The following is a 21,038-nucleotide window of genomic DNA, read 5'->3' on the forward strand; positions in this document are numbered from 1 at the left end:
TTTAAGACCTTTTGATGGTAGATGATTCCTTCAAATAAATTCAATTGTAAAAGTATTTAGCTTTTCATCTATTTCTACTTTTATTTTCCAGTTGTACTTTTTACATATATTGTATACTATAGACAAACCAAGACCTAAACCTTCCGTTGTTCCAGATAAGTCTTCTCTGTAGAACTTTTCAAAAATCTTTTTTATATCTTTAATTGGTTTTCCTGTATTTGATATTGAGACTTTATTTTTTGATACTTTTATAATTATTTGACCGTTTTTTACGTTATACTTTATTGCGTTATCTATTAGGTTTGTAAAACATACATCTAAATCTATTTTATTTGCCTTTACAACTAAATCTTCTTCTTTTTGTATTTCGTATGATATTTCTTTTTCTTTTAGTTTTAAATCAAATTTTTTTAAGATATCATCAATTAAATTAGAGATATTTATGTCTTCTAAATCTTTTGTAGAAACATCTCTTAGGGCATCTACGTTGGAAATGATATTTTTAATATAATCTAAATTTTTCTCAATCTGCTTTAGATTATTTTCTATGCTTTGGAAATTTTTTTGCTTCATAATGTAAAGATTTGTATTGATTACAGATATAGGTGTTTTCAAATCGTGAGAAATAATGCTAAGTGTGTGTTCTAAGTTAGTTTTCTGTTTTTTTATAGGTTCAAGAAGCCTTCCAGATACAGAAAAGGCTAAAAATCCAGATAGAAAAATAACTGCTATTGATGATAATATTATAGAGTTCCTAAGCTTCTTTAAGTCTTCATTAACTTTGTTTATATTCTGACCTATTCTTATATAGTACTCTTTAGATGATTTATGAAAGTATCCTATTTGATAAAAGTTTTCTACTACTTTAGTTCCTACGGTTATATCAAGATTGTTTTTATCAAAGTTAGAAAAGTTGTAGCTTATTCCGTTTATTTTATTTATGCATAATTTTTTTTGAGTATCTAATATGTATACACATAAAAATGTTCCTTCTTCTAAATCTACCTGTAAAACTTTTCCTAAGTCTTGGTCTAAGATGGGTAGAATCTCAAAAAGTTTACTTTTTAACTTGTCTTCTATCTCAACAAACTTTTGGTTTTCGTATGTTAAATAGATAGAAAGTGAAAGCATAAAAACTATGATAGAGGATATGAATATAAGAAAAGCTGTTATTTTTATTCTTATTTTATCTATTTCGTCTAACTTACTTAAAAAGTTAATCAATCCTGTACCCTACTCCAGATATAGTCTTTATTATTTTCTTTTCCGGGTCTATCAGTTTTCTAAGGAGTTTTATGTTTGCTCTAAGTGTTTCATTTGAAGGAACTTCTGTTATCTCCCAACATTTACTGTAAAGCATCTCGTAAGTTACTATTTTTCCTCTGTTTCTTACAAGTTGTTCTAAAATGCAGAAAAGTTTTGGAGTTAGGTCTATTTCTTTTCCATCTTTCTTAACTTTTCTTGAAGACAGATCTACCTCTAAATCATCTATCTTTACTACATCAGATTTTTCAACAGAAGACCTTCTTGCTACTGCCTTTATCCTTGCAAGTAGTTCTTCTACTTCAAAAGGTTTTGTTATGTAATCGTCAGCTCCAAGTTCTAATCCTTTTACTTTGTCTCTTAACTGGTCTTTTGCCGTTAGCATTATAACAGGTGTTTTTATTCCCTTTTCTCTGATAAGTTTTAGTAGTGTAAAACCATCTATATCAGGAAGCATAACGTCAAGGATTATAACATCGTAAAACGAGTTTTGTAAAAAGTTGAGAGCTTCATCTGCATCAAAAGCTCCATCTACTATATAACCATTTAACTCTAAAATTTCTTTTAATGATGCGTTAAGTCCTATATTGTCTTCTACTAAAAGAACTTTCATTGCTACTTAACCTCTTTCAAATATTTATTCTTAATATAAGATACAGCCTCTTCTTTGTTTTTAAATTGGTCATTTAAATATTTTACAAAAATATCTTCTAATATAGTCTTAAATTCAGGAGAAGGTTTTAATCCAAGTTCAATAAGGTCTTCTCCTTTTATTAGGGGATTTTTTTCTTTTTTCAGTACATCTATTATGCCTTTAAATTTATTACTGTCTAAAAAGGACATTAAAGCTGGTAAAAACTCTTTATTGAAAGATTTTAATATTCTATATAAAGTGTACTTGTTTTGAGATTCTTTTACTATTTTAAAAGCTGATAGAAACTCATCTATGTATTTAGCCTCTTTCTCAAAGTGATATTTTTTTAAAAGATTGTAAACTATCTCTTGGGGGTAGTTTGATAAAAGTACATACAGGTAGTTAGAAGAAGTAGGAAAGTCTGTATTTAAAATCTCTTTTAATATTAAAAAGTTGTCTTGGAGTTTAACAAGGAGTTTTTCTTTTTCTTTGTCTAACGTAATTCCAAATAGTTTATATAAAACTTTGTACTTATCCATCAGTTTTAGTATATCTAAAACCTTTTCTTCTTTAAAAGTTAGGTTTAACTCTAAGTTTATCCTTCCTGTAGGTGCAAAGTTCAAAAGGTCTTTTTCTACGGCGTGCTTTAAAAGGCTTTCTGTCTTTTTTTCTAACTTAAATTCCAGTCTTCCAGCAAACCTTAAAGCCCTTAAAATCCTGATAGGGTCTTCTACAAAGCTAAGTGTATGTAGTATTCTAATTCTTTTTTCTTTTATATCTACAAGACCATTAAAATAATCTATAAGCTTTCCAAAGTTTGAGTAGGTTATCTCTATTGCCAGTGTGTTTATTGTAAAGTCTCTTCTGTAGAGGTCTTCAAAGAGAGTTGCTTTTTCTACTTTAGGGTATGAACCTGGTGAGTCATATTCTTCTTTTCTTGCAGTTGCAAAATCAAGCTTTAAACCATTTGGAAAAACTATATTTCCTGTCATAAACTCTGGATAAACGTGATAGGTTAAGTTGTTTTCTTTTGCATACCTTTTTATAAGGTCTATTGCAGAACCTTCAACTATTATATCTATGTCTAAACTTTGTTTTCCTAAAACTATGTCCCTTACAACTCCTCCTATTATAAAAGACTTGTATCCTAACTTCTCTGAAAACTGTCCTATATCTTTTAGTAAATCCAACACATCTTTAGGAAAGAACCTTTTTAGTCTTTCTAAGTAGTTAACCGTTTTAACTTTTGAAGACAAGTTAAATAAGGGTTTATCATCACTTAATCCTGCTAAGGTGTTTACAATATCTTTTTTGTATATAACTCCTTTGTAAAATCCTTTTTCTACAACTGGAAAGATGTCTGTTTCGTAATTTGATGTAAGTTTTAGAAGCTGGAGGAAAGTTGTGTTAGGGTTTAGGGTTATAAAGTCTTCTGTAAAGGTAATTGCCTTTTCGTCTTTTAAACCGTGTTTTATAGCGTTGTTTATTATCTTATCTGTAAGTATTCCTGCATACTTTCCTGACTGTAAAACAACTACATACTTATACCTACCCATAACTGATTTTACTTGATTTAAACTTAAGTTTGACTCTACAACTGGAAGGTCGTTTTTTATAAACTGGGATATGGTTTTATCTTTACCTGATATTAGGTATGTTAAGAAGTTTTTTATTTCGTTGTAATCAAAGCCTACAATAGTAGTAGAAGCTGCAAAAGGATGTCCTCCTCCATCAAGTTGGGACATTATTTTACTTAGGTCTATATCTTTATCCTTTGACCTTCCGATAATAGTTTTTTTTGATTTTTGATTTATAACTAAAAAGTAGGCGTCAGCTTCTTCAAAAGGTTTTACATACTTCAAAATCCAAGCAACATCTTTACTGTACTTTCTTATAAGGTTAGATATTAAAACTTTTTTATTTTCTACAGGTAATGTTTCAACGTTTTTTATGATTTCCCTTAATACTTCTGAGTCTTCTAAATCAAAAGTATCAGACACTATATACTTTAACTTAACTAAATCAATTCCAATATTTAAAAGGTAGTTGTAAGCTTTTAAATCTCTACTGGTAGTTCCTAAAAATTTAAACCCTCCTGTATCTTCGTATATTCCCAAAGCTAAGATTGTTGCATCTTCAGTGTCTAACTTTACTTTCTGTTTTTTTATTTTTTCTACTATAATGGTAGATAAAGAACCTGTTTTGTAAATATAGATTTTGATGTTTTTATTTTTTAAGTCTTTTTTAGGATGGTGGTCAAAAATCTCAATAGGAATGTCTAAGTCTGGAATAGTCTGACTGTCAACTACAAAAGCTTTTTTAACTTTTGAAAAATCTACTTCTTGCTTTTTTAAAATTTTTTGTTTAACTCTATCTTGAAAAATTTCTAAAGTTTTTCTTAGTTTGTAGTCATAACTGTTTGGAAGGATTATGTAAGTATCTGGAAAAAGTAGCGTCAAACCGTAAGCAGATGAAAAAGCGTCTAAGTCTGACCCTTCATCTAAAATTACAACTTGCAAATTAATCTCCTACGATATATAATATTTATCTATTAAATGCCCAGGTGGCGAAACTGGCAGACGCGCTGTCTTGAGGGGACAGTGCCCGCAAGGGCGTGTGGGTTCAAATCCCACCCTGGGCACTCTTTAAATCTATTCTCCTGCTACCGTCAACCCTTCAACAACAACAGAAGGACTTCCAACATTACCGTAAAACTTCAAATCGTTTCCTACAAGTACAGCGTTTTTAAGTATATCTAAAAAGTTTCCTGCTATGGTTATACCCCTTACAGATTTTAAGACCTCTCCTTTGTGGTAGATAATTCCAGAAGCTCCCAGTGAAAACTCTCCTGATATTGGGTCTGCTGTGTGTAATCCCATAAGGTCTATTATGTATAAAACTTCATCAGCTTCTTTTAAGAATTGTGTTATGTTATCTTGTCCTGCCTCTACATAGAAGTTTGTAATATCAACACTTGGAAGTGACCTAAAATCTCTTCTTACAGCATTACCTGTAGAAGATTGACCTGTTTTTTTAGCTGTGTAAAGGTTGTGTAAAAATCCTTTAAACACACCATTTTCAACTAAAACATTCTTTTTCTTTACTACACCTTCAGCATCGTAAGAAGAAGAGTATAGACCTTTTGGATATCTTCCATTATCAACGATAGTTATCTTATGGCTAGCGATTTTTTCATCTATTTTATCTTTAAACAGTGTTTTTCCTTTTATCAGTGCATCTCCTGTGAAAGCGTAAGAGAATGTAGATAACAGTTCTGTCATGGCGTGAGGTGCAAGTAAAATAGTCATTTTCTTTGTTTCAATAGTAGTTGCATTTAATAAGGAGGTTGAGTGAAATACAGCTTCTGAGGCTATCTCTTCTAAGTTTAAATCTCCTAAAAATCTTGTAGAGTTATAACTCCATGCAATCTGGGAATCACCCTTATCTACTGCAACAGCTGAAACCATAGCAGTGTAGTAAGTTCCCTTTTCTTCTATTTTTATACCATTTGAGTTAATCAAAGTTGTGTAAACAATGTTTTCTATAAATGTGGAGCTTCTTACGGCTTTTATTCTTTCATCTTTTAACTTTACTAACTTTTCCAGCTCTATAGCTTTTTCTAACTTTTCTTCAATTGGTAGATTGACGGCGAAAGTGTCAAAGTACTCTACTTTTTCTGTTTCTTGTAGTTTATCAAGTAGATAGTTTCCTTCATCGGAAGAAGTTATCTGGGAGAGTTGTTTTGCAGTCTCTATAGTTTCTTCTATAGCCTTTTCTGTAAATGATGTTGAGTATGCAAAACCTTGTGAATTTCCGTTTAAAACTCTTACGCTAAAACCACTGTCCTCTGCGGAAGATACTTTCTCTAAATTAAAGTCGTTTGACTCTGCTTTTAACTTTTTATTTTTTAAGTAAAAAATCTCCCACTGATAACCTTTTAACTTTTTCTCTGCTATATCTACAACTTTTTCAATCATACTTTTACCTCATCTTTTGTTTTAACTCTCTGGGAATTTTTATAACTTTTCTTGAATCTCTGTTTATACAGCAGTGTTTTGTCTGACCTTTTGCGCATAGTGTATCGTTTACATAAACTTGATAATTAAACTTAAAAAAGTAATTGTCTGATTCTGATAATGAAAACTTTATATTAATTACATCTCCAAACTTGACAGGTTTTAGATACTCTACATTTAGAGAGAGTAAAACAACATCTATCTTTAACTCTTCCCTGAGTTTTGGATAAGGAAGACCTATATGTTCTAAATAAAAACCACGAGCTTCTTCAAAGTATCTGGGGTAGTTTGAGTGATGGACTACCCCTTGAGCATCTGTTTCATAAAAGTTAATCTTACGAATGTAATTAAGTATCATTCTTCAAATAATTCATCCTCTCCAAAAAGGACTTCTGCAGTTCTTTTACAACCTTCTATAAACCCAAGGGTAAGGTCGTCAAGTTGAATAGTCATACTTGGAACTTGGTCGTAGTTTTTATTTTCAAAATCTTTTTCAGATATAAACGCTATAGAAAAAGAAGCTTTATCTATTACTGCATCCCAAGACTCACCATAAGGAAGAGTAAAGAATATTTCACTGTCTCCAATGTAAACTGTCATTAAAATGTATAACTCTTCATCTTCTTCGTCGTAATCTACATCAACATCTAACTCTACATTCTCACTTTGACTTTCTACAATAGATAGAAGATGTTTGTCCGGTTCTACAAGTATAACGATTTCTCCTTCTTCTGTTTCTAACACTTCATAAGGCTGATAAATGTTTTCCATTTTTAAACTCCTTTATTGAATTTGTTTTTTTGCTTCATTTATTAACTTATCTGTTATTTTTAATGAAGGCGTTTCTGCGTATATCCTTAAAACTGGTTCTGTTCCGGAAGCTCTAAGTAGTAGCCAGCTATCATCTTCAAAAATCAGTTTTACTCCATCAGTTGTATCTTTTTCTTTTACTTTGAGTCCTGCAAACTCTTTTATATCTTTCTCTTTAAAAGATTTTACTAAGTCTAAACCTTGAGTTCCTTCTACTTTAATGTCTTCTCTTTTGTAGTGTGCCTCTCCAAACTCTTTAAAAAGGTCTTTTATAATTTCATTTAAAGGTTTTCCATAAAGCATCAACATCTCTAACATAAGCATTCCGGAAAGTATACCATCTCTTTCAGGTATGTGAAAACCAAACCCGTATCCTCCTGACTCTTCTCCTCCAAAGGCAATTGTTTCATTTAGCATAATGTCAGCTACGTATTTGAATCCTACAGGAGTTTTGTGTAGCTTTAGACCTTCTTTTTGGGCAATCCTATCTGCTAAATATGTTGTTGATACTGTTTTTACTACACTTCCTTTAAATTTTCTGTTTCTAACTGTATGTAGTAGTAAAAGTGCGTACAAAATTTGAGTGCTTACAAATTCTCCTGTCTCTGATACAACTCCTACCCTGTCAGAGTCTCCATCGTTTGCTATACCTAAATCAGCTTCTAAAGCCACTACTTTTGCTTTTAGTAAAGATAGATTTTTGTCTATAGGTTCAGGATGATGCCCTCCAAAGTAAGGGTCTTTAAAATGGTTTATCTCAACTACATCAATAAAAGTGTCTTCCAAAAGTCTATTGTATAAACCTATTGAAGTTGCAAACATTGGGTCGTGGACTACTTTTAACTCTTGTTGTTTAAATATAGAGTAGTCAAAGTAAGACTTTACTTTTTCTAAATAGTGGTTTGTAAGGTCTAAAAACTCAAACTCTTTTTTTCCTTTTAAAACAGCTGATTTTCCAAACCTACTTTCAACATCTTTTATTATATCTACAGTAGCAGGTCCTCCGTAATTTCCTTTTATTTTATATCCGTTGTATTTATAACCGTTGTGGGAAGCTGTAATCATAACTCCTTCATCAGCTCCCAGAGACTTTACTGCATAGGACAAGGCTGGCGTTGTACAGTTTCCTTTAGATACAAACACTTGAAAACCGTTGGAAGAAAATACTTCTGCAACAGATAAAGCAAAGTCTTCTGACAAAAACCTTGTGTCATAACCTATAACTACTTTTTTTCCTCCCCTTTCTTTTAAAGAGTCTGCTTGAGCTTGGGCTATCTTCTCTATTGTATCAAAAGTGTAATCTTGTCCTATAATAGCTCTAAATCCATCAGTTCCAAACTTTATCATAATACTCTCCCTAAATTGTCTTTTTCTTTTGTTTTACAGAGTAATATACATCATTTAGTAGTAGTTTTACAAGTTCAGCGTAATCTTTTGCAAACGAGTCTACTTGTTTATTTTCAATCATTACTCTCCATAGATACGGGTTATTTCCTACTACTGCCGTTCCATCAGGCAAGGGAGATATACTTAGATTTACTATTACTAAAGGTACAACGGAAGGAGAGAGAGACTTGGCTTTTTCTATAAACTCTCTTGAGTATAGTTGGACTAAAAAGTAATTTTCTTCTACTATGATTTCTCTAAATTCAAATTTATTTTTTTGACAGACAACTTTAAGCTCGTTAAAGTACTCTTGAGGAGTTATCTTCGGGTATGCATACTCAATGAGGGCTTCTTGTCTTACTTTTCCAACAGAGAGTTGATAAACAAAAAGAAAGACAAATATTAAAGTTGCAACTACTCCAAATCCTGTTAGAATTATAAATGGATAGTTAGGTGTCTTTTTTGTCTGGGTTTCCATTTGATTCTTCCATCTGTTTTTGTTTCTGCTTTTCTTCGTTGTAGCTAGCCTTTATAGACAGTCCCCAAAGTAAACCTACGATAATAACCATCCATGTGAAAAATATAATACCCGCCAACTCAAACCAGCTGCTTTCAGTTTCCATCTTATCACACCAAAAATAAAGTATTAATTATTCTAAATTTTACCATAGATTAATCACTACTTTGTTTTTTATTATCTCTTTTATTAATAACTCTCCTCTTTCTTATTCCAAATTTTCTTTCTTTTTTAAATACATATTTGGGAATGTAATAAGTCAAAGCCAAAACAGCCAACAAAACAGATACACCAATATAGTCTAAAAACTTCAACTGTGGAGCTTTAATGATTATCTCTCTTAAAACAGCAATAAGAGTAGTTTTAACAATTAAGGAAGTATCTATTATTCTTTCGGTTAAATAGACTATGTTTAATCTAAATAACTCTGCTAAAATGAATAGATATAGAAATTTTGGCACAAAATCCATAAAAGTATGGTCTTCACTAAGTAGGGATTTACTTAAGTCAAAGATAGCAATGATACTGAGAACGAACAATAGTAGAGTTAAAAGGGATATAATTACATCTTCAAAGAATTCAAATAAATCTCCTAACTTTTCATGTATCTTTTGAGGTTCTAATAGTTTTTTATACTTTTCTTTTAAACTCAAGCCTTTACCCTTTTTAACATGAATTAAAAGGTGGGATTTTAACCCCACCTTTCTCTACTATTTTACCTCAATTTTAATTTCTTTTTCAGATGTAGCTTTTGGTATAGTTAACTTTAAAACTCCATCTTGGTACTCTGCTTTTGCTTCTTCTACTTTTACATCTGCTGGAAGAGGTATAACTCTTTCAAATTTACCGTAGAACCTCTCGCTTCTGTAATAGTTTTCTTCTTTTTTCTCTTCTTCTTTCTTAACTTCTCCTCTGATTACAACGGCATTATCTTTTATTTTTACTTCAATATCCTCTTTCTTAGCTCCTGGAATCTCTGCTTCAACTACTATGTTGTTATCCTTTTCATAAACGTCTACTCTTGGTTTCCATGCTACTACTTCTGTTGTAATTTCCTGTGGCATAAACTCCTTTAGAAATTTGTTAATCTCGTTTTCAATTCTTGCAAGTTCTCTTAATGGTGAGATTGCAAATGCTGGTACTAATCTTCTGTCCATGTCCCTTACCTCCTGTTAAAGTTTTTTAATTGATACTGATATAAATATATACCTTTACTTTATAATTGTCAAGTTTTTTAACAATGTTAAACTCATATTCTAATTTTGTCCTAACCTTATTTATAAATATCCATAGATGTTATAATATTTGCAATACTTTTTTATTCATCGGAGAAAAAGATGGAAGAGAGATTTTTAAAAGCTCACGGTTTAACATTACAAGAGTATAGAAGAATCGTAGAGTTAATAAGAAGAGAGCCTAACGAAGTTGAGCTGGGTGTTTTTGGAGCTCTTTGGAGTGAACACTGTTCTTATAAATCTTCAAAACCATTTTTAAAAGTTTTCCCTACAACGGCTGAATGGGTTATTCAAGGTCCGGGAGAAAACGCTGGTGTAGTTGAGATAGACGATAAGTATGCAGTTGCATTTAAAATAGAGTCACATAACCACCCTTCTTATATAGAGCCTTTTCATGGAGCTGCAACAGGTGTAGGTGGCATTATAAGAGATATACTTTCAATGGGTGCAAGACCAATAGCCCTTTTTGACAGTTTAAGATTTGGAGATATTAGGAAAGATGGAAGTAGAAAAGGGATAAAAGATACAAAACCAATAGTAAAGAGAGTAGTTGAAGGAATAGGATTTTACGGAAACTGTATAGGCGTTCCTACTGTAGGGGGAGAGGCTGTTTTTGATGAGGTTTACGCAGGAAACCCTCTTGTAAACGCTTTTTGTATAGGTGTCTTAGAAAAAGATAAGATGTTTAGAGCAAGGGCTACTAAAGTAGGTCAAAAGATGGTTATGGTAGGTTCTTCTACAGGAAGGGACGGAATCCACGGAGCTACTATGGCTTCTGCTGAGTTTAGTGAAGAGACAGAGTCAAAAAGACCTAACGTTCAGATAGGAGACCCATTCTTTGGTAAAAGGTTAATAGAGTGTACATTGGAGGTAATGGATAAAGGTTTAATAGAAGGCTGTCAAGACTTTGGAGCTGCAGGACTGGCAGGGTCTACCTCAGAGTTTGGTGCTAAATCTAAAATGGGCGTTAGAGTTTACCTTGAAAACGTTCCTTTAAGAGAAGAAGGTATGACTCCTTACGAGATTTTACTGTCAGAATCTCAAGAAAGGATGCTTTACGCAGTAAACGAAGAAAATGTTGAAGAAGTTTTAAAAATAGCTAAAAAACATGGATTGGAAGCTGCAGTAATTGGAGAGACAACTGATACAGGTAAAATGGAGGTGTTTTACAAAGGAGAAAAGGTTGCTGATTTACCAATATCTGCCATTGTAGATGATGCTCCGGTTTACAACAGACCTAGAAAAGAGCCTTCCTATCTACAAGAAGTAAAATCCTTTAATCAAGATACACTGCCACAACCTGATTTGTTAGAAGCTGTTAAAAAAGTTTTATCTTCTCCAACTGTAGCTAAAAAATCTTGGATTTACTCCCAGTACGACCACGAAGTAGGGACTAACACTGTGTTTAAACCGGGACATGATGCAGCTGTCTTAAGGTTAAAGTGGGCTGTTAGACCAGAAGTAAAAACCCAAAAAGGTATTGCAATATCTTCTGATGGAAATGGAAAGTACGTATACTTAGACCCTTACGAAGGTGGTAAAAGGGTTGTAGTAGAAGCTGTTAGAAATGTTTACATAACAGGAGCTAAACCACTGGCTATAACAGACTGTTTAAACTGGGGAAACCCTGAAAACCCAGAAATTATGTGGCAGTTTGAACAAGCTACAAAAGGCATGGCGGATGCCTGCAAAACCTTAAACGTCCCTGTTATTAGTGGAAATGTATCTTTATACAATGAAACAGTTTTATCAGATAAAAGAGTAAACATATACCCAACACCTATAGTAGTGGCAGTAGGTGTTTTAGACAAAGTGGAAGAGGCTATCCCATCTTTCTACGAAAAAGAAGGAGATTTAATAGCAATAGTAGGACAGGTTAACGAAAAACCTAACATAGCAGGAAGTGAGTACTTACAAGAAGTGTTTGGCATAGTAGCAGGAGATATTGGAAAAGTTGACCTACAAACAGAGTTAAAACTTATGGAATTTATACAAAAAGGAAAAAGTTTAATAAAGTCAGCTCACGATGTATCAGATGGAGGCCTTATAACAGCACTTTTAGAACCTGCATTTAAAGAAGAAAAAACTTTAGGTTTAGATGTTGACTTACAAACATCCTACAGACCGGATTTTGAACTTTTCGACCAGCTTAGGTCTGTAGTTGTAATATCTTTCCAAGAGAAAGATTTAGAGAAGTTGCAAGCACTGGCAAAAGAGTTAGAGGTAGACTTTAAACTGGTAGGAAAAACTAAACAGGAAGATAACCTTACAGTTAAAATAAATGGTAAAGAAGTTATAAACACACCTATATCTGAACTTAGAAAACTTTATGAAAACACTTTGGGAGATTTTTTAAAGTAAATGTCAGAACCAAGGATAAAACATTACTTAATAAATGAAAAGTATGAAGACCCCGGAATTGTTATAGAGATACCTTCTCTTAACGAATACTTACTTTTTGATGTAGGAAACATATATAAGTTAGACAGGGATTTAATACGGCGGATAAATAAAATTTTTATAACCCATACCCATATGGACCACTTTATTGGCTTTGACTTTATGCTAAGAAATAAACTGGGAAGATCTCAGATAGTTGAAATCTTTGGAATAGATCCTTTGTCTCACAACGTTTACTCAAAACTTCAAGGCTACACTTGGAATTTAGTTGAGTTTGAACCTGAGTTAATATTTAGAGTAAAATCCCTTAAAGAAGATTTATACGAGTATTACGAATTTAATATAAAAAGAAAGTTTGCAAAAGACTTTATAAAAGAAGAAAAAGCAGAGGATAACGTAATCTACGAAAATGAACACTACAGGATAAAATACGCTGTATTAGACCATAAAATAAAAGTTATGGGATACTCTTTTGAGTACAAAGACAAACTTTATTTAAAAAAAGAAAAAGTCCAAGAGCTTCCACTAAAAGGAAAAGAGATAGGAGAGTTTAAAAATTGGCTATCTGATGAAACTAATAAAGGTAAAACTTATAAGATAGGAGATAAAGAGTATGATTATGACTATTTAAGACAAGAGTATACCTACATTCAAAAGGGAATAAAGATATCGTATATAACAGACGTTTTATACAGCCCTAAAAACAGAAAGAAAATAATTGAACTTGTAAAAGACTCTGATTATCTTTACTGTGAGGCAGTGTTTTTAGAGAGGGATAAAGATCAAGCTGAAAAAGTCTATCATTTAACTACTACCCAGACAGCAGAAATCGCAAACTCTGCAAACGTAAAAAACCTTATAGTGTTTCATTTCTCAAGAAGGTATGGCAAAAACAAAGATATAGTGTTAGATGAGATAAGAAAGTACTTTCCTAATGTATCATAGGTTTTTATACCCTCTTAGCTTAATATACGGGTCTTTAGCTTCTTTAAGAAGGTTTTTGTATCAGTTAGATTTTTTGAAGAAAAAGCAACTGCCTAAAAAAGTTATATCTGTAGGAAATCTATCTGTTGGTGGAAGTGGTAAAACACCTTTAACCATAGAAATTGCCCAATATCTAAAATCAAAAGGTCTAAATCCTGTCATACTTTCAAGAGGTTATAAAAGAAAGAGCAAAGAACCATTTTTATTCTGTGATGAAAATAAAGATTGGGAAACATGTGGAGATGAACCTTATTTAATGGTGAAAAAAGGCCTTAAAGTGGTTGTAGGTAAAGATAGATACAAGGCAGGATTAGAGTACCTTAAAACCTCACCAGTAGATGTTTTTGTCCTTGACGATGGATACCAACACTATCAGCTCCACAGAGACTTAAACATATTAGTGATAGACGCAACAAAACCCTTCTGGGAAGATAAACTTCTACCAGCTGGGAGTTTGAGAGAACCAAAGAGTTTTTACAAATTTGCAGACTGTTTTATTGTAAATAGATTTAATTTAATAGAAAAAAAAGAGGATTTTATAAAACACTTAAAAACTTACAACAAACCATTTTTTATAACCCAAGAGAGCTTCCAAAACCTTGTTGATACAAAAGGAAACTACAAAGATATATCTTACCTAAAAGGAAAGTCTGTAGTAGTTTTTTCAGGACTTGGAAATAATAAACAGTTTTTTGTAGCTTTAGAACATCTTTCAAAAGAGTATGGATTTTTTATAGAAGATTTTATTCCACTGCCAGACCACTACGATTATGAAGACTTTAAAGTAGATAAGGATAAAACATACCTCACAACAGAAAAGGATATAATAAAAATAGATAATCTTGAAAACGTATACGCCTTAAGTTATAAACTAACTTTACCGAAAGAGTTTTATAACTTTATAGAAGAAAAACTATGGAAACAAAAAACCCATTAGATGTTATCTTAAAACTGGTTTTAAAAGGTGAGATAGACCCTTGGAACATAGATATCACAGTTTTGGCAGATAAATTTTTACAGGAAATAAAAAATATGTATATCCCAGACTTGGCAGCAGCTTCAAAAGTTTTAGTGGTTGCAGCACTACTACTTAAGATGAAAGCAGAAACTTTAGACCAGCAAGAAGAAAGTCAAAATACCAGTAGAAAAAGGTTATTTGGGATAAAAAGATTTTATACAATAGAAGAGATAGCCCACATTCTTAAAGAGTACGTCTCACCACCAATAGAGACAAAACCTAAAAAAGAAAGAAAGCCATACGAAAGAAAAAGCTCAGTAAGAAAACAAAACACTTTTGATTACAAACTTGCAAAAGCAGTTTTAGAAGATGCAATAAAGTATTTAGAAGAAGAGTTAAAACAAGTAGAAGAAGTAATAAAGTTTTCCCAGCTTAACTATCCAAACAAACCTCAAGCCTTTGTAGCCCTTTTATTTTTAAATCATGATAATAAAATCAATCTTTATCAAGAAGAACCTTACGAAGAAATTTACATAGAGCCGGTGCAAGTGTATAATTATATTCATGATTAGAATTTTCTATAGAGAAGGCTTAATTATTCGGTCTTACCAGTGTAAAGAGTTAAAACCGGTTGAAGATAAATCTCCCATTCTTTGGATAGATGTATACAATCCATCACAAGAAGAGATAAACTGGGTTGTAGAAAACTTCAACATAGAGTTTCCTTCTATTCAAGAAAGAGAAGATATAGAGATAAGTTCAAGGTACTGGGAAGAGGAAGACAGTGTAACTATAAACACGTTTTTTCTTATAAGAGAAGGAGAAAACGCATTTAACGAAACAGTCTCATTTATTATAAAAAACAACTACATCATAACAGTTAGATACAGAGAGTTAAAAACATTTAGTGAGTTTGCAAGAAGACTTATGACAAATCCCAGCGTATATAAAACAGGCTATCACATTTTTTCATCTATACTGGAAATAAAGATAGCATCTGACTCTGATGTTTTAGAAAATGTTTCTAAAGAGATATCCAAGTTAGGGAAAGTGGTTTCTTCAGGAAATCTTGACGTAACTGAGACAGTGTTTGAGTCAATCTCTTACTACGAAGATTTAAACATGACGATAAGAGAGTCTTTAATTGACAAACAGAGAGTTTTATCCTCTTTATTAAAAAGTTATAAACTTCCACCAGATGTAAGAGAAGAGATAAGGATACTTATAAAAGACGTGAACTCACTTATAGACTATACAAAGTTTAACTTTGAAAGATTAAACTATCTACAAAACACATTTTTGGGACTTTTGAACATAGAGCAAAACAAGGTTATAAAGATATTCACAGTAATTGCAACTATTTTTATTCCGCCTACATTAATAGCAAGTATATACGGAATGAACTTTGAGAATATGCCTGAGCTTCACTGGAAGTATGGTTATTACTTCTCTTTACTTTTGATGGTTTTAACTGCTACTGTACCTCTTTACTTCTTTAAAAAGAGAGGATGGCTATGATTAAACTAAAACTTATGCTACTTTTTGTAACAACTTTGATTTTTTCGTTTTTAATTATTCTTGGTTTATCAGTGATTAACTTTATCTATAAAAATGAAATCATAACAGAAAAAGCAGACTTTTTTAAAGCGGTATGGGTTGTAATATCTACCACTTTATACAGCAGTGCTGTTATTTTTATACTAAGAATGAAGGAAAAACAGGCTGGAATTGTAGAGAAATTTACAGAAGAAGAAAAACAAAAAGCAAAAAATCTTTACACAGAAAAGGACTTTATCTTAAATAGAAGAATAACGTTAGCTTACGGGATAACACTATTATTTTTATTTTTTGCAGTTTTAGTGTCTGAGCTTTTAAGCTTTTTCTTTGATGAAGGGTTGCTATCTCCTGTTCAGCTTGCATTTCATACCTCAGCTTTTATAGGATACGTTGTTACATTTAGATACGTTTACAAAAGTCAAGACTATATAGAGTATAAAAGTAGAGAGTTTGTAAAAAAGCAAGTAGAGGAAGACGAGTCTATTTCTTAAACTTTGCTTTTCCTAAAACTGCTAAAAAACTTGTAAAGTCTTTAGCAATAGCAAATCTTGGGATTTTGTGTAAGTCTGTATTTACTTTAATAGCTTTTTTTTCTGTTGTAAATGCAGTATCAAAAAAGTTTTTTGTTATATCTACTAAAACATCATCGTAATGACCAAAAGGATAGGCAAAATGTCTTATTTTTATGCCAAGGAGATTTTGAAGTTCTTCTTTTGATTGTTTTAGTTCTTGATAAACTCTGTTTTTTCTTTCTTCTTTAGATTCTACGTTTACTAAACTACTAAAGGTTTCTTTTATTTTCTGTCTTAGAATATCCTTCCAGTTTTTCTGGTTAAAAAAGGATTTATCTAAAGATTTTATGTATTCTTTAACTTCTTTTTTCACGAAAGACCTTTCTACTGCAAGGTTGTTTAAGGATGGGAAAATGGGAAAACCTATCTGTGGGTCTTCTTCATAAGCGTATAGGAAGCTCCAGTGTCCGTTTTTGCCATCGTAAAAATCTACAATCTCATCTGAGTAAAACACTCTACTGTGGATAGAAGCATGACCTCCAATATCAAACACATCCCTCATTTTATTTAGTTCTTCTACTGTTAAAAAATCTTGACTGTGTCCGTATTTTAAATACTCTAAGTTAGCTTCTGCCATAGTCTTAGGTTGATGAAGGTCTTTGAAACTAACTTTTCCTTCCCAGTAATCAAAAAGAGTAGGTCTTACAAAGTCTTTTTTTATAAGTCGTGATACTATTGGAAAAATTGTTGCCTTTAAACCATGTTTTTTTAAAATAGGGTAGGCATATACAAAGTTGTCTACATAACCATCATCAAATGTAATAGCCACAGAAGGTTTATCTGGAGTTTTACCAGATTTGATATAATCGTAAACGTCGTCAAGTGTTATAACGTTATAGAAGGATTTTAATATCTTAACTTCTCTTTCAAAGGTTTTATAGTAAACGTCAAATCCCCATTTTGGAAGAATTTTATGATAGTAAATTACAAACAGCTCAGCCATTAGTAAGCTCTTTAAAAAGTTTTATGTACTTTTGTGCTGTGTTTTCAATAGAGTAGTTTCTGGCAGTTTCAACGGCTCTTTTTGATATGGTTTCATACTCTTTGGTAGATAGATTTAGCATTATTTCCATCTTTTTTGCCATTGCTTCTACATCTCCTATATCTACAGCAAAACCATTATACCCATCTACTAAATACTCTCCTATTCCTCCTGCCAATGTTGATAAGCAAACTTTTCCTGTTGCCATAGCTTGGAGTAATGCCCCAGCAATACCTTCTAAGTTTGAAGATAAAACAAAGAAATCACTAGCATTGAGTAAGTCTGGAACATCACTTCTAAATCCAAGTCCTATCACTTTATCTTTTACTCCAAACTTTTCTGCATACTGTAAAGCGTACTTGTCTGTATCTAAACCAACTAATAAAAGTAAGCAGTTATCACATTTTAACATAGAAAACGCCTGTATTAGCTTATCTTGTGCTTTTACCTGAAGCTGCCAGTTTGCCACATTTATAAATATTTTATAGTCTTTGGGAAGGTTTAGGCTTTCTCTAAGTTTTAACTTTTCTTCGGGGTAAGGTTTAAACCTTTCTAAATCTATACCACTTTCAATAACTACAAGCTTTTCAGGGAAAAAGTTATTTTCTTTTAAGATATCTGCCACTTGCTTTGAAACTACCACAATTTTATCAGATTTAGAATACTTTAGATGTTTTGAGATAAAAGAAGGTACTCTTCCAGACCTTCTTACGGCTACAAGTTTAGGTTTTTGTTTTAGGAAAAGGTAAGCTATATTAACATAATCCATAGCTTTTGGTGAGTTAGCAACGACTATATCAAAATCGTTATTTTTTATTATCTCTATTAATCTTTTGTAGTTAGACCATCTATATCTTGCATTTGGCTTGTTTTCTTCAAAAAAATGGATAGATACATCGTAAGGTTTTAACTTTTCTATCATTTGGTTATATTCAAAGTTAAGTGCTATATGAACATCTACACCTAACTTTTTTAACTCTCTTGTAGTTAGGTAAACTTGCTCTTTTGTCCCACCCCAGCCTGTTCCGTCAACAACTTGTAAAACTTTCAATCACTCTCCTTTTAACTCTAAAAGTATATAATCTAAACTGTCTATTTGCAAACACAACCTTTTTCTGTATCTCTTTTAATCTGTTAGCGTCAGATATATTATTTAGTTTTTCTTTAAAATCATTTGGAATTGAACCAAACTTTAACTCTATGGTGTATAGTATGCTTTCTTTCAAACCCTCTATAATACCCTGTTGGAGTCCCTGTTGAAGTCCTTCCATTTTCCATTTTTCTGTTAAAGTCATTATCTTCTCTTCACCTCCTATCTCTTCCCACCACTATCTTAAAAAACCAATCGTGAGGTTGTTTTTCTATAGACAATTCTACCCTCTAATAACTTTTTACATACTCTCTGTAATCTTCTATTCTCTTTTTTATTTCAATCCAGTTGTCCTTGCCAAACTTTTGGAGTATCTCTCTTGCAAGGACAAAAGCAAGCATACTTTCTGCTACGACGGCAGCTGCCGGAACTGCTGTTATATCAGACCTTTCTTTTGCAGCGTCAAAAGGCTCTTTTGTTTTTACGTTAACAGATTTTAAGGATTTTTGTCTCATTAGTGTTGGAATGGGTTTCATGGCAGCTCTAACCACTATTGGCATTCCGTTTGTCATACCACCTTCAAGTCCTCCAGCTCTGTTTGTCTTCCTGTAAAACCCTTCTTCTTTACTCCAGAATATTTCGTCATGGGCATTATATCCAGTTGTATATGTAAGGTTAAAACCTTCTCCTATTTCTACACCTTTAATAGCTTGAATGCTCATTATAGCTTGTGCAATGATACCGTCTAACCTTCTATCCCATTGGGAGTAGCTACCAAGTCCAATAGGAACATTTAAAGCGTAAACTTCAAAAACACCTCCTAAACTCTCTCCTTCTTCTTTCATTTTATCTATATATTCTTTAAATTCTTCATCCTTCCCTAAGACAGGAATTCTAACTTCTGAATTTTCTGCATTTTCAAATCTTTCTTCGTAGGATAGGTTTTTTATCTCTTCTTTATATATCTTTTTTTCTCCTATGGATAAAACGTAGCTACCTATTTTTATTCCTATATCTTCAAGTAAGATTTTACATAGAGCTCCTACAGCTACTCTCGTAGTAGTCTCTCTTGCAGAAGCTCTCTCTAAGACATTTCTAAGGTCATAAAAACCGTATTTTATACCTCCAATAAGGTCTGCGTGTCCAGGTCTTGGTTCCAAAATCTGTCTTTTATCTATTGGCTGTCCTTCTACTGCCATAATGTCTGTCCAGTTTTCCCAGTCTTTGTTTTTTATCATAAGTGTTATTGGAGTTCCAAGTGTTATACCAAATCTAACACCTGACAAAATCTCGACTGTATCTTTTTCTATCTTCATTCTGCCGCCACGACCGTATCCTTTTTGTCTTCTTGCAAGTTCATGGTTTATTCTATCAGAAGAGACATTAACATTCGATGGATAGCCTTCAACTATTGCAGTTAAGGCTGGACCGTGAGATTCTCCAGCATTTAAAAATCTAAGCATAAAACCTCCGCTTAAGTATAGAGTATAGACATATTATAGCAAGATTTGAGGTATTTTTATATTTCTTTATGATAAATGATAAAAAGCTACTCCTTGGGGGAGTAGCTTCCTGTAAAAATCTTAAAACAGTAAACCCAGTTCTACAGCACCGGATAATTTTGAATCTTTTTGATTTCCAGATTTATCTTGAAATACCTTGTTATCTGTTTTAAAGTAGGATGTTTCTACCCTTATGAAAGTATTCTTTGATGGTTTGAATGTAGGAGTGATTGTAAAACTGTATCCAGATGCTACACTGTTGTATATACCACTCTCTTTTCCTTTTGAACCGTCTTTTATATATTCAACTCTAACAGGGAGGGATATATTTTCAAACTTAGGAATAATGTAAAAAGCAATACCATATCCATATTTATCGTGTCCTTGTTGCTTTGCAGTGTTGTCAAGCCATTGATAGTCTACGTTTAAAGCAATATCAAGATTTTGATTTAAAGATTTTGATAAAACTAAATCAATAAGGTTTTTATAAGCAGTGTAATCGTAGTAAGAAAGTGCATAGTTAATACCGTAAAGACTACCTAATGTCCCAACTGCGTAAGCTCCAGATGTTTGTAAAGAAGAACTACCATTTAAATATCCTTTATCTTTGTTAACTTCTCCGTAGAATTTAAAATCTTTGTAAGAATAGGTAATTCTAACTCCCGGATAGATAAAAGGTTGAGCATTAAACACACTACCGTAAGTTATGTTAGGATTTGCATAGGATGTTGCTATTTCGTACCCAATATTTGTAGTTAGTAGTCCCGCATCTACAGAAACATTTTCAAAAGGAAGATAAGTAAGATATCCTGCTAAAACACCAAAATTTTGATTTAAAATAGCCTTATTGTCTGTAATTCCACCATCGTATAGAGTTGGCAGTAATATACTACCAAACATTGTAGTAAATCCTATTCCTCTATCTTTAGTCTGTGAAGACAATGAGATAATAAAATTACTTACTTTAAAGTTGTCATGGTTAGATGTTCCAGTATTGGTTGAGTAAAAGTAGCCAGTTGTCAAACCGCCACTAAGTTCGATATTACTGTTTAGTGCTGTTATTTGACCTGCGTTTGCCATGGTTGTAGCTGTAAGTACTGTTGATAAAACTAACTTTTTCATGGTAGCACCT

Annotated in this window: 22 protein-coding genes and 1 tRNA gene; 7 read left to right on the forward strand and 16 right to left on the reverse strand. The window is 32.3% G+C overall.

Features of this window, described 5'->3' with window-relative positions; translation table 11 throughout:
- Positions 1–30 precede the first annotated feature (30 nt).
- From SULAZ_RS05550 to SULAZ_RS05560, 3 genes are read right to left on the reverse strand one after another with little or no spacing between them, the layout of a single operon-like run.
- Positions 31–1,224 (reverse strand): sensor histidine kinase, encoded by a 1,194-nt coding sequence (locus tag SULAZ_RS05550; RefSeq protein WP_012674544.1) that lies wholly within the window; start codon positions 1,222–1,224, stop codon positions 31–33.
- Positions 1,217–1,876 carry a response regulator transcription factor gene (locus SULAZ_RS05555; RefSeq protein ID WP_012674182.1) on the reverse strand — a complete coding sequence of 220 codons (660 nt, stop codon included), beginning with the start codon at positions 1,874–1,876 and terminating at the stop codon, positions 1,217–1,219. The genes SULAZ_RS05550 and SULAZ_RS05555 overlap by 8 nt, the downstream gene beginning before the upstream one ends.
- 2 nt (positions 1,877–1,878) lie before the next feature.
- Entirely contained in the window at positions 1,879–4,416 is a 2,538-nt protein-coding gene (locus SULAZ_RS05560) for a CBS domain-containing protein (protein WP_012674950.1), read from the reverse strand.
- A 38-nt stretch (positions 4,417–4,454) separates the two neighbouring features.
- Here SULAZ_RS05560 and SULAZ_RS05565 point away from each other — a divergent pair.
- Positions 4,455–4,538 (forward strand) — tRNA-Leu (locus SULAZ_RS05565).
- 10 nt (positions 4,539–4,548) lie between these two features.
- Here the strand turns inward: SULAZ_RS05565 and SULAZ_RS05570 are convergent.
- The 8 genes from SULAZ_RS05570 to SULAZ_RS05600 are packed head-to-tail and all read right to left on the reverse strand — an operon-like array spanning position 4,549 to position 9,783.
- Positions 4,549–5,874 carry a TldD/PmbA family protein gene (locus SULAZ_RS05570; protein WP_012673762.1) on the reverse strand — a complete coding sequence of 442 codons (1,326 nt, stop codon included), beginning with the start codon at positions 5,872–5,874 and terminating at the stop codon, positions 4,549–4,551.
- A gap of 4 nt (positions 5,875–5,878) precedes the next feature.
- Positions 5,879–6,271: an acyl-CoA thioesterase gene (locus tag SULAZ_RS05575; protein ID WP_012674326.1), complete on the reverse strand. Its 393-nt coding sequence runs from the start codon at positions 6,269–6,271 to the stop codon at positions 5,879–5,881.
- Complete coding sequence (locus tag SULAZ_RS05580) at positions 6,268–6,684, reverse strand: hypothetical protein (protein ID WP_012673595.1); 417 nt, start codon at positions 6,682–6,684, stop codon at positions 6,268–6,270. The genes SULAZ_RS05575 and SULAZ_RS05580 overlap by 4 nt, the downstream gene beginning before the upstream one ends.
- A gap of 12 nt (positions 6,685–6,696) precedes the next feature.
- Positions 6,697–8,070 carry a phosphoglucomutase/phosphomannomutase family protein gene (locus SULAZ_RS05585; RefSeq protein WP_012674146.1) on the reverse strand — a complete coding sequence of 458 codons (1,374 nt, stop codon included), beginning with the start codon at positions 8,068–8,070 and terminating at the stop codon, positions 6,697–6,699.
- A 10-nt stretch (positions 8,071–8,080) separates the two neighbouring features.
- Positions 8,081–8,587 carry a hypothetical protein gene (locus SULAZ_RS05590; protein WP_012674795.1) on the reverse strand — a complete coding sequence of 169 codons (507 nt, stop codon included), beginning with the start codon at positions 8,585–8,587 and terminating at the stop codon, positions 8,081–8,083.
- Positions 8,559–8,732 carry a hypothetical protein gene (locus tag SULAZ_RS09030; RefSeq protein ID WP_012673911.1) on the reverse strand — a complete coding sequence of 58 codons (174 nt, stop codon included), beginning with the start codon at positions 8,730–8,732 and terminating at the stop codon, positions 8,559–8,561. The genes SULAZ_RS05590 and SULAZ_RS09030 overlap by 29 nt, the downstream gene beginning before the upstream one ends.
- 49 nt (positions 8,733–8,781) lie before the next feature.
- Positions 8,782–9,279, reverse strand: coding sequence for a phosphate-starvation-inducible PsiE family protein (locus SULAZ_RS05595; protein ID WP_228357436.1), 498 nt, complete (start codon positions 9,277–9,279; stop codon positions 8,782–8,784).
- 57 nt (positions 9,280–9,336) lie between these two features.
- Entirely contained in the window at positions 9,337–9,783 is a 447-nt protein-coding gene (locus SULAZ_RS05600) for an Hsp20/alpha crystallin family protein (RefSeq protein WP_012673756.1), read from the reverse strand.
- A gap of 180 nt (positions 9,784–9,963) precedes the next feature.
- Between SULAZ_RS05600 and purL the strand changes: the two genes are divergently transcribed.
- From purL to SULAZ_RS05630, 6 genes are read left to right on the forward strand one after another with little or no spacing between them, the layout of a single operon-like run.
- On the forward strand, positions 9,964–12,222 hold the full coding sequence (purL, locus tag SULAZ_RS05605) for a phosphoribosylformylglycinamidine synthase subunit PurL (RefSeq protein WP_012674397.1): 2,259 nt from the start codon (positions 9,964–9,966) through the stop codon (positions 12,220–12,222).
- Positions 12,223–13,206: an MBL fold metallo-hydrolase gene (locus SULAZ_RS05610; RefSeq protein ID WP_012673468.1), complete on the forward strand. Its 984-nt coding sequence runs from the start codon at positions 12,223–12,225 to the stop codon at positions 13,204–13,206. It abuts the gene before it with no gap.
- Entirely contained in the window at positions 13,196–14,182 is a 987-nt protein-coding gene (gene lpxK, locus SULAZ_RS05615; RefSeq protein WP_012674567.1) for a tetraacyldisaccharide 4'-kinase, read from the forward strand. Before SULAZ_RS05610 ends, lpxK begins: the two co-directional genes overlap by 11 nt.
- Positions 14,161–14,775 carry a segregation/condensation protein A gene (locus tag SULAZ_RS05620; protein ID WP_012673673.1) on the forward strand — a complete coding sequence of 205 codons (615 nt, stop codon included), beginning with the start codon at positions 14,161–14,163 and terminating at the stop codon, positions 14,773–14,775. Before lpxK ends, SULAZ_RS05620 begins: the two co-directional genes overlap by 22 nt.
- Positions 14,768–15,721, forward strand: a complete 954-nt coding sequence (gene corA, locus SULAZ_RS05625; protein ID WP_012674968.1) for a magnesium/cobalt transporter CorA — start codon at positions 14,768–14,770, stop codon at positions 15,719–15,721. Before SULAZ_RS05620 ends, corA begins: the two co-directional genes overlap by 8 nt.
- Positions 15,718–16,251, forward strand: coding sequence for a hypothetical protein (locus SULAZ_RS05630; RefSeq protein WP_012673449.1), 534 nt, complete (start codon positions 15,718–15,720; stop codon positions 16,249–16,251). Before corA ends, SULAZ_RS05630 begins: the two co-directional genes overlap by 4 nt.
- Here the strand turns inward: SULAZ_RS05630 and SULAZ_RS05635 are convergent.
- The 5 genes from SULAZ_RS05635 to SULAZ_RS05655 form a co-directional block, all read right to left on the reverse strand.
- Positions 16,241–17,275 (reverse strand): polysaccharide deacetylase family protein, encoded by a 1,035-nt coding sequence (locus SULAZ_RS05635; protein WP_012674020.1) that lies wholly within the window; start codon positions 17,273–17,275, stop codon positions 16,241–16,243. The genes SULAZ_RS05630 and SULAZ_RS05635 overlap by 11 nt on opposite strands.
- Positions 17,268–18,365, reverse strand: coding sequence for a glycosyltransferase family 4 protein (locus SULAZ_RS05640; RefSeq protein ID WP_012674244.1), 1,098 nt, complete (start codon positions 18,363–18,365; stop codon positions 17,268–17,270). The genes SULAZ_RS05635 and SULAZ_RS05640 overlap by 8 nt, the downstream gene beginning before the upstream one ends.
- Positions 18,343–18,609, reverse strand: coding sequence for an RpnC/YadD family protein (locus SULAZ_RS05645; protein ID WP_012673657.1), 267 nt, complete (start codon positions 18,607–18,609; stop codon positions 18,343–18,345). The genes SULAZ_RS05640 and SULAZ_RS05645 overlap by 23 nt, the downstream gene beginning before the upstream one ends.
- A gap of 85 nt (positions 18,610–18,694) precedes the next feature.
- On the reverse strand, positions 18,695–19,867 hold the full coding sequence (aroC, locus tag SULAZ_RS05650; protein WP_012673988.1) for a chorismate synthase: 1,173 nt from the start codon (positions 19,865–19,867) through the stop codon (positions 18,695–18,697).
- 120 nt (positions 19,868–19,987) lie between these two features.
- Positions 19,988–21,028, reverse strand: a complete 1,041-nt coding sequence (locus tag SULAZ_RS05655) for an outer membrane beta-barrel protein (protein ID WP_012673827.1) — start codon at positions 21,026–21,028, stop codon at positions 19,988–19,990.
- Between the last annotated feature and the right edge of the window lie 10 nt (positions 21,029–21,038).

It is taken from the genome of Sulfurihydrogenibium azorense Az-Fu1, from assembly GCF_000021545.1.
In the GTDB taxonomy this organism is placed as follows: domain Bacteria; phylum Aquificota; class Aquificia; order Aquificales; family Hydrogenothermaceae; genus Sulfurihydrogenibium; species Sulfurihydrogenibium azorense.